The following is a 6,838-nucleotide window of genomic DNA, read 5'->3' as shown; positions in this document are numbered from 1 at the left end:
GCGCGGCGACTGGCGCCCCCTTGTCGGTCGCCTGCAGAGGCGAAGCTGAAACTGCCCAACCTGTTGGGCGAACGAAACCTGCTCAAAGCCCGTTCGCTGCAAGCTCTCCCAGCGCCCGCTCGCGCAACGCACCCCCTTAAAGCCCGGCCTGCCAGGCCAATCTTCTCAGCGCATTCACGCAACAAACAACCCCACCCCTTTATTCCCTAAATTCATAAAGCCAAATTTTTTAGTATTTCCCGTTATCAATAATAGTTCTTACCATCACAGAATCAGATTATGTAAAGGGAGGTAAATACCGTGAATTTCCAGCAGCTTAAAATCATCCGCGAGGCGGCCCGCTGTGAATTTAATTTAACGGAAGTCGCTAACACACTCTTTACCTCCCAGTCAGGTGTGAGTCGGCACATCCGGGATCTGGAAGATGAGCTTGGCGTGGAGATCTTTATCCGCCGCGGTAAACGTCTGCTGGGAATGACCGAGCCGGGTAAGGCGCTGCTGACCATTGCCGAACGCATCCTGGATGAGGCGGGTAAAGTCCGCCGCCTGGCCGATGTGTTTACCAATGAAACCAGCGGTATCCTCACGATCGCCACCACCCATACTCAGGCGCGCTACAGCCTGCCGAAGATCATCAAAGCGTTTCGCCAGCTCTATCCGAATGTCCGGCTGGAACTCAATCAGGGCTCCCCGCAGGAGATTGTATCGATGCTGCTGGCGGGGGAGGCGGATGTCGGCATCGCCAGTGAGATGCTGGTCAACAACAGCAGCCTGGCGGCCTTTCCCTGGTTCAGCTGGCACCACGCCTTACTGGTGCCGAAAGGGCATGAGCTGGTGCACAACCAGCCCGTTTCGCTGAGCACCCTCAGCCGCCATCCCCTTATTACCTACCGGCAGGGCATTACCGGCCGTTCCCGGGTGGATCGCGCCTTCCAGAGCGCCGGTCTGAAACCGGACATCGTACTCAGCGCTCAGGACTCCGACGTGGTGAAAACCTACGTTAAGCTCGGATTAGGCGTCGGGATTCTGGCCGACCAGGCATGTGAAACCGAAGAGAGTGAGGAGCTGGTGCGCATTGATGCCACCCATCTGTTCGATGCCAGTACCGTCTGGCTCGGCCTGAAGCGCGGTCAGCTGCAACGCAACTATGTCTGGCAGTTCCTGGAACTCTGCAACGCCAACCTGTCACTGGAGGAGATCAAGCGTCAGGCGCTCTCGTACAGCAGCGACGACGAGCCGGTTATCGACTTCCAGATTTAATCACTCCGCGCATCCGCCTGGATGCGCCGGGTTTCCCCCACGGCATAAAATTTCAAAAGCCTGCTTAAAACCTCTTCGCCAGCCTCTCTCTCACCCTGAAAAAACATCCTGCACTGACCGGGCGCGATAAAGTGGAAGCAGCTCACTACAGGGGGATGTTATGTCGCAACTTCAACTCAACGACAGCGATCTGCTGCGCCAGCAGGCGCTGTTTGCCGGATGCTGGCAGGATGCGCAGCAGGGGGCCACGCTGCCGGTTACCAATCCCGCCACGGGTGAAACGCTGGCGACGATCCCGGCGCTGGGATACGCCGAAACGGAGCAGGCCATTGCTTATGCGGAAACGGTACGCATCAGCTGGGGCAGGACACCCAATGCGAGCCGTGCCGCGCTGCTGGAGAAGTGGCATCAGCTGATTATTGAGAATGCCGATGACCTGGCAATCATCATGACCGCCGAACAGGGTAAACCGCTGGCAGAAGCCAGAGGGGAAGTGCTGTACGGGGCCAGCTTTGTGAAATGGTTCGCCGAAGAGGCGCGCCGCATTTATGGCGATACCATTCCCGCGCCCAGCGAGGACCGCCGCATTCTGGTGCTGAAACAGCCGGTCGGCGTGGCCGCCGCGATTACACCGTGGAATTTCCCGATTGCGATGATCACCCGCAAGGTGGCCCCTGCGCTGGCGGCTGGCTGTCCGATCATCGTTAAACCTTCAGAACTGACGCCGCTCTCCGCGCTGGCGCTGGCCGTGCTGGCAGAGCGCGCCGGTTTCCCGTCCGGGGTTTTGCAGGTAGTAACCGGCCTACCCACGGAGATTGGCGCGGCCCTGACCGGGAGCCGCACGGTGCGCAAAATCTCCTTTACCGGCTCTACCCGGATCGGACAGTTACTGATGCAGCAGAGCGCCGACAGCATCAAACGTCTGAGTCTGGAGCTGGGTGGAAACGCACCGCTGATTGTCTTTGAGGATGCCGATATCGAGGTTGCGGTGGCCGGGGTCATGCTCAGCAAATTTCGCAACGCCGGACAGACCTGCGTCTGTGCAAACCGCATTCTGGTGCAGCGCAGCATCTATGCGCGTTTTACCGCACGACTGCTGGAGGCGGTCGCCACGCTGAAAGTGGGCGATGGTTTTGCGCCTGACAGCACCATCGGCCCGCTCATCAATGACCGCGCGGTGGAAAAAGTGAATGGTCACATTGATGATGCGCTGAGCCAGGGCGCCACCCTGCTGACCGGCGGCATCAGCCAGGGCAACGGCACCTTTGTACAGCCTACGGTTCTGGGGGAGGTGACCGCCTCGATGCGCATCGCACATGAGGAGACCTTTGGCCCGGTCGCGCCGCTGTTTATTTTTGACAGTGAAGAGGAGGCGATAGCCATGGCGAATAACACGCCCTATGGTCTGGGGGCCTACTTCTTTACCGAAAACATCCGGCGGGCGTGGCGGGTCGCGGAAGCGCTGGAGTTCGGGATGGTCGGCTTCAATACCGGTGCAATTTCCCTGGAAGTGGCTCCCTTTGGTGGCGTGAAACTCTCCGGCATTGGCCGGGAAGGATCACGTTACGGCATTGACGAATATCTGGAACAAAAAACGTTTCATATCGGCAGTCTGTGAATAACGAGTAATTAAACGCCAGCCGGGTCGCCCGGCTGGCGTTTTTTTTGGCGGCGATTCCGGATAATTTTTTTCGGCGTCAACGTATCGGGTTTAAAACATAAGAAATGATCCGGGATGTGAAGCGCGTCAGTAAACCGGCGGCGCAGGCTTCAGTTAATCACCCGCCTTGCCCGGAATATCCGCTTTGGTGCAATTTCCGTGCAGGCTGCACCAGCAGAGCGCAGGATTTTTGTGAAGTAAATCATCTGTTTAATTGTTCGGCAATTCCGCAAAAAATCATCCGGCAATACGGCAGAAAATTTTTTTGCGCTGTTTTAAACGCATTTTTATTTTTTGCCCGGCTGGCATACTTTCTGCATTAGCTTATTACCCGCGCAGAAATCGGCGGCTGAAAAACGAATTAACCAGCAACTGATGGGTGTAACAAATAAGGAATTATTCCATGTTAAGTTTCGACCCTGAAAACGTTTCTCTTCCGGCTGGCCATTATATTGGCGGCCAGCACGTGCAAGGCCAGGGCGCCCTGTCTGAGGTTAAACGCCCCTCAGACGGCCGGGTCTATGCGCAGCTACGGGACGCCACGCCAGAAGATGTCGATCACGCCGTGACCGTGGCGCATCAGGCGCTGAAAACCAGCGGCTGGTCAGGCTGCGCGCCACGGGAACGTGGCCGGGTTCTGCGCCGCTGGGCAGATCTGATTGAGCAGGATCCCCTGCTGGCCAAGCTGGAAGCGCTGGGGTCGACCCGACCCATCAGCGACGTGGTGCAGCATGAAATCCCTTTCACGGCCGAAGCGATTCGCTTCTATGCCGAATGCGCCGACAAATACAGCGGCGATCTCTTTCCCACCCGCGACAGCAGCCTCGGCATGCTGATCGCTGAACCCTATGGCGTGATTGGCGCGATTACCCCGTGGAATTTCCCGTTGTCGATGGCGTCGTGGAAATGCGGTCCGGCGCTGGCGGCGGGCAATGCGGTGGTGCTCAAGCCGTCTGAACTGACGCCGTTCTCCACCGTGCGCATGGCCGAACTGGCGATTCAGGCGGGCTTACCGGCCGGGGTGCTGAACATCGTGCAGGGCAGTGGGGCGGTCACCGGCAGTGCGCTGGTGAAACACCCGCTGGTGCGCAAAGTCTCGTTTACCGGCTCGACGCAGACCGGTGCACGCATCATGAGCGACGCGGCACAGTTCGGCATGAAACCGGTCACGCTGGAGCTGGGCGGCAAAAGTCCGCAGCTGGTCTTTGATGATGCAGGCGACACTGAGGTGCTGGCCCAGCGCATTCTGCGCGGCTTCACCGCTAACGGCGGTCAGGCCTGTGTGGCGGGCACCCGCCTGATTGTGCAGCGCAACATCGCCGAACCGCTGGTTGAGCGGCTGGCGCAGCTCTGCCGGGAAGTGAAACCGGGCGTCACCTGGCAGGAGAGCAGCCGCTACGCGCCGCTGATTGATGCGCGCCAGGGCAACAAAGTCAGCTCGGTCATTGAGGCGGCGAAAGCGCAGGGCGCCGAGGTGATTGTCGGCGGCGCGCGTTTTGCCGACACCGACGAGGGCTGGTTCTGGCAGCCTACGCTGCTCAGCCACGTCACCCAGGATAACCCGGCGGTGCAGCAGGAGATCTTTGGCCCGGTGCTGACGGTGCAGACCTTTGATGATGAAGAGCAGGGACTGGCGATGGCGGCACATGCGATCTACGGCCTCTGTGCCGGGGTGCACACGCTGAGCCTGCCGCGTGCGCTGCGCGCCATGCGCGCCATTGACGCCGGCACCGTCTGGATCAACCGCTACGGCCGCTCCGGCGACTTCATCATCCCCACCGGCGGCTTTCTCGGCTCCGGCATTGGTAAAGATTTAGGGCGTCAGGCGTTTCAGGCCTGCCAGCGCCAGAAGAGCGTTCTTATCGATTTCTAAGCACAACTGACGACTATGAGGGTGTGACATGGCTCTGTTTAAACCGAAATTTATCACGTTCGACTGTTACGGCACGCTGATTCGCTTCGATATGGCCGGCGCCGCGCAGCGCTGTTTCAGCGACCGCGTCGACCCGGCCGACATGGACGCCTTTACCCGGGACTTTTCAGCCTACCGGCTGGATGAAGTGCTGGGTGCATGGAAACCCTACTACGACGTGGTCAGCAATGCGATTCAGCGCACCTGCAAAAAATGGGGCGTCCGCTGGGAGAAAGCCGACAGCGACTTTATCTACACCGACTGCGCGAGCTGGGGCCCGCATCCCGACGTGCCGGCCGGTCTGGCGAAAGTCGCCGAAGCGTTTCCGCTCGTGCTGCTTACCAACTCAATGAAAGATCTGATCCCGCATCATATCCCGCGTCTGGGCGCGCCCATTCACATGACCATTACGGCGGAAGAGGCGGGTGCCTACAAACCGCAGATGAAGGGCTTCGAGTACATGCTGGATAAGCTCGGCTGCGGCCCGGAGGAGATCCTGCACGTCTCCTCCAGTTTCCGCTATGACCTGATGACCGCACACGATCTCGGCATCAAAAACAAAGTCTGGGTCAATCGCGGCCATGAGCCGGCAAATCCTTACTACGGGTACACCGAAATCAACGACATCGGCGGCCTGCCTGGCGTCGTCGGACTCTGAGGAACCCCCATGAAACTGGAATCGTTCTGGCAGGCCACGGCTCCCGCCTTTACCGGTGCCGCCCGCGAACCGCTGCCAGCCCATGCTGACGTGGTGGTGATCGGCGGCGGCTTCACCGGCGTCTCGGCGGCGCTCAGCCTGGCGCGCAGCGGGATCAGCGTTGTGCTGCTGGAGAGTGGCGAGGTCATGAGCCAGGCGTCGGCGCGCAATGGTGGCCACTGCAACACCGGTGTGGCGCAGAACTTCGCCGCGCTGGTAGCCAGTCAGGGCCTGGAGCAGGCCAGCCGCTTCTACCGGGCGTTTGACGATGCCGTGAGCTATGTGCGGCAACTGATCCAGGACGAAGCGATCGACTGCGACTTCCGGCTGTGCGGCAAGCTTAAGCTCGCCAGCAAAGCGTCACACATGGCCGGGTTGCGGGAGGCTTATGAACTGATGCGCCGCACCGTTGACCCGGAGATCGTCCTGCTCGACAAAACAGCGGTGCGTGACGAGATCGCCAGCGATGACTTTCACGGTGGCCTGCTGCAGCAGCGTGGCGGTCAGATGCACATGGGCAAGTTTGGAGTTGGTCTGGCCGAAGCGGCCGCCCGCAGCGGCGCAAAAATTTTCACCCATCACGCCGTGACGAAATTAGAGCGGCTGAAGGGGTATCAGCACCGGGTCCACACCGCGCAGGGCACGCTGCTGGCGGATAAAGTGCTGATGGCGACCGGCTGCTCCAACGTCGGTCCCTTTCCCTGGTTTCAGCGCCGCATCGTGCCGGTCGGCAGCTTTATTGTGGTGACGGAAGCGCTGGACCCGGCGCTGCTGCAACAGGTGCTGCCGCAGGACCGCACCTACGTCACCTCCCTGAATATCGGCAACTACTTCCGCACCACTGCCGATCGCCGGCTGGTGTTTGGCGGGCGCGCCCGGTTTGCGGTCAGCAATCCCACCTCGGACTCCCGCAGTGGCGAGATCCTGCGCCGGGCGATGACGCAGATGCTGCCCCAGCTCGGCCAGGCGCAGGTGGACTACTGCTGGGGCGGCATGGTCGATATGACGGCCGACCGTCTGCCTCACGCCGGTGAACAGGATGGCGTTTTCTACTCGCTGGGCTACAGCGGTCACGGCACCCAGATGTCGGTCTGGATGGGGCGGGTCATGGCCGACCTGCTGGCTGAAAAAGCGACGGACAATCCCTGGCAGCGTGAGACATGGCCCGCGCTGCCCGGTTATCACGGTAAGCCATGGTTTTTACCGCTCGCAGGACTCTATTACAAAGCAAAGGATCGCCTTTCATAACCCCCGTCGGAGGCTGGCTGCCAGGTTGCCAGCACCGTCAGAAAATGATCCCCGGTTCGCC

At 60.1% G+C, this 6,838-nt stretch carries 6 protein-coding genes; all 6 read left to right on the top strand.

What is annotated here, in order from left to right:
* Positions 1 to 300: 300 nt before the first annotated feature.
* The 6 genes from cbl to HFD97_RS21290 all read left to right on the top strand — a co-directional run bounded on the left by cbl (position 301) and on the right by HFD97_RS21290 (position 6,777).
* The gene (cbl, locus tag HFD97_RS21315; protein WP_167431488.1) at positions 301 to 1,260 is read left to right on the top strand and encodes an HTH-type transcriptional regulator Cbl; all 960 of its coding nucleotides are present in this window, start codon (positions 301 to 303) and stop codon (positions 1,258 to 1,260) included.
* 160 nt (positions 1,261 to 1,420) lie between these two features.
* Positions 1,421 to 2,878, top strand: coding sequence for an NAD-dependent succinate-semialdehyde dehydrogenase (locus tag HFD97_RS21310; protein WP_140028943.1), 1,458 nt, complete (start codon positions 1,421 to 1,423; stop codon positions 2,876 to 2,878).
* Positions 2,879 to 2,997: 119 nt separating this feature from the next.
* Positions 2,998 to 3,243, top strand: a complete 246-nt coding sequence (locus tag HFD97_RS21305; protein ID WP_167431489.1) for a hypothetical protein — start codon at positions 2,998 to 3,000, stop codon at positions 3,241 to 3,243.
* An 80-nt stretch (positions 3,244 to 3,323) separates the two neighbouring features.
* Entirely contained in the window at positions 3,324 to 4,793 is a 1,470-nt protein-coding gene (locus HFD97_RS21300; RefSeq protein WP_167431490.1) for an aldehyde dehydrogenase, read from the top strand.
* 28 nt (positions 4,794 to 4,821) lie between these two features.
* Positions 4,822 to 5,490: a haloacid dehalogenase type II gene (locus tag HFD97_RS21295; RefSeq protein ID WP_046102145.1), complete on the top strand. Its 669-nt coding sequence runs from the start codon at positions 4,822 to 4,824 to the stop codon at positions 5,488 to 5,490.
* Positions 5,491 to 5,499: 9 nt separating this feature from the next.
* Entirely contained in the window at positions 5,500 to 6,777 is a 1,278-nt protein-coding gene (locus tag HFD97_RS21290) for an FAD-binding oxidoreductase (protein ID WP_167431491.1), read from the top strand.
* Positions 6,778 to 6,838: the final 61 nt, after the last annotated feature.

Origin of the sequence: Pantoea sp. EKM103V, from assembly GCF_011800365.1 — a bacterium.
GTDB lineage: Bacteria > Pseudomonadota > Gammaproteobacteria > Enterobacterales > Enterobacteriaceae > Pantoea > Pantoea anthophila.
Note: the sequence above shows the minus strand (reverse complement) of the source record. Positions and strands in the feature narration are given on the sequence as shown.

Coding starts and splice junctions, on each gene's coding strand:
- HFD97_RS21310 (WP_140028943.1), top strand. CDS start 1,421: ATGTCGCAACTTCAACTCAACGACAGCGATCTGCTGCGCCAGCAGGCG.
- HFD97_RS21300 (WP_167431490.1), top strand. CDS start 3,324: ATGTTAAGTTTCGACCCTGAAAACGTTTCTCTTCCGGCTGGCCATTAT.
- HFD97_RS21290 (WP_167431491.1), top strand. CDS start 5,500: ATGAAACTGGAATCGTTCTGGCAGGCCACGGCTCCCGCCTTTACCGGT.
- HFD97_RS21295 (WP_046102145.1), top strand. CDS start 4,822: ATGGCTCTGTTTAAACCGAAATTTATCACGTTCGACTGTTACGGCACG.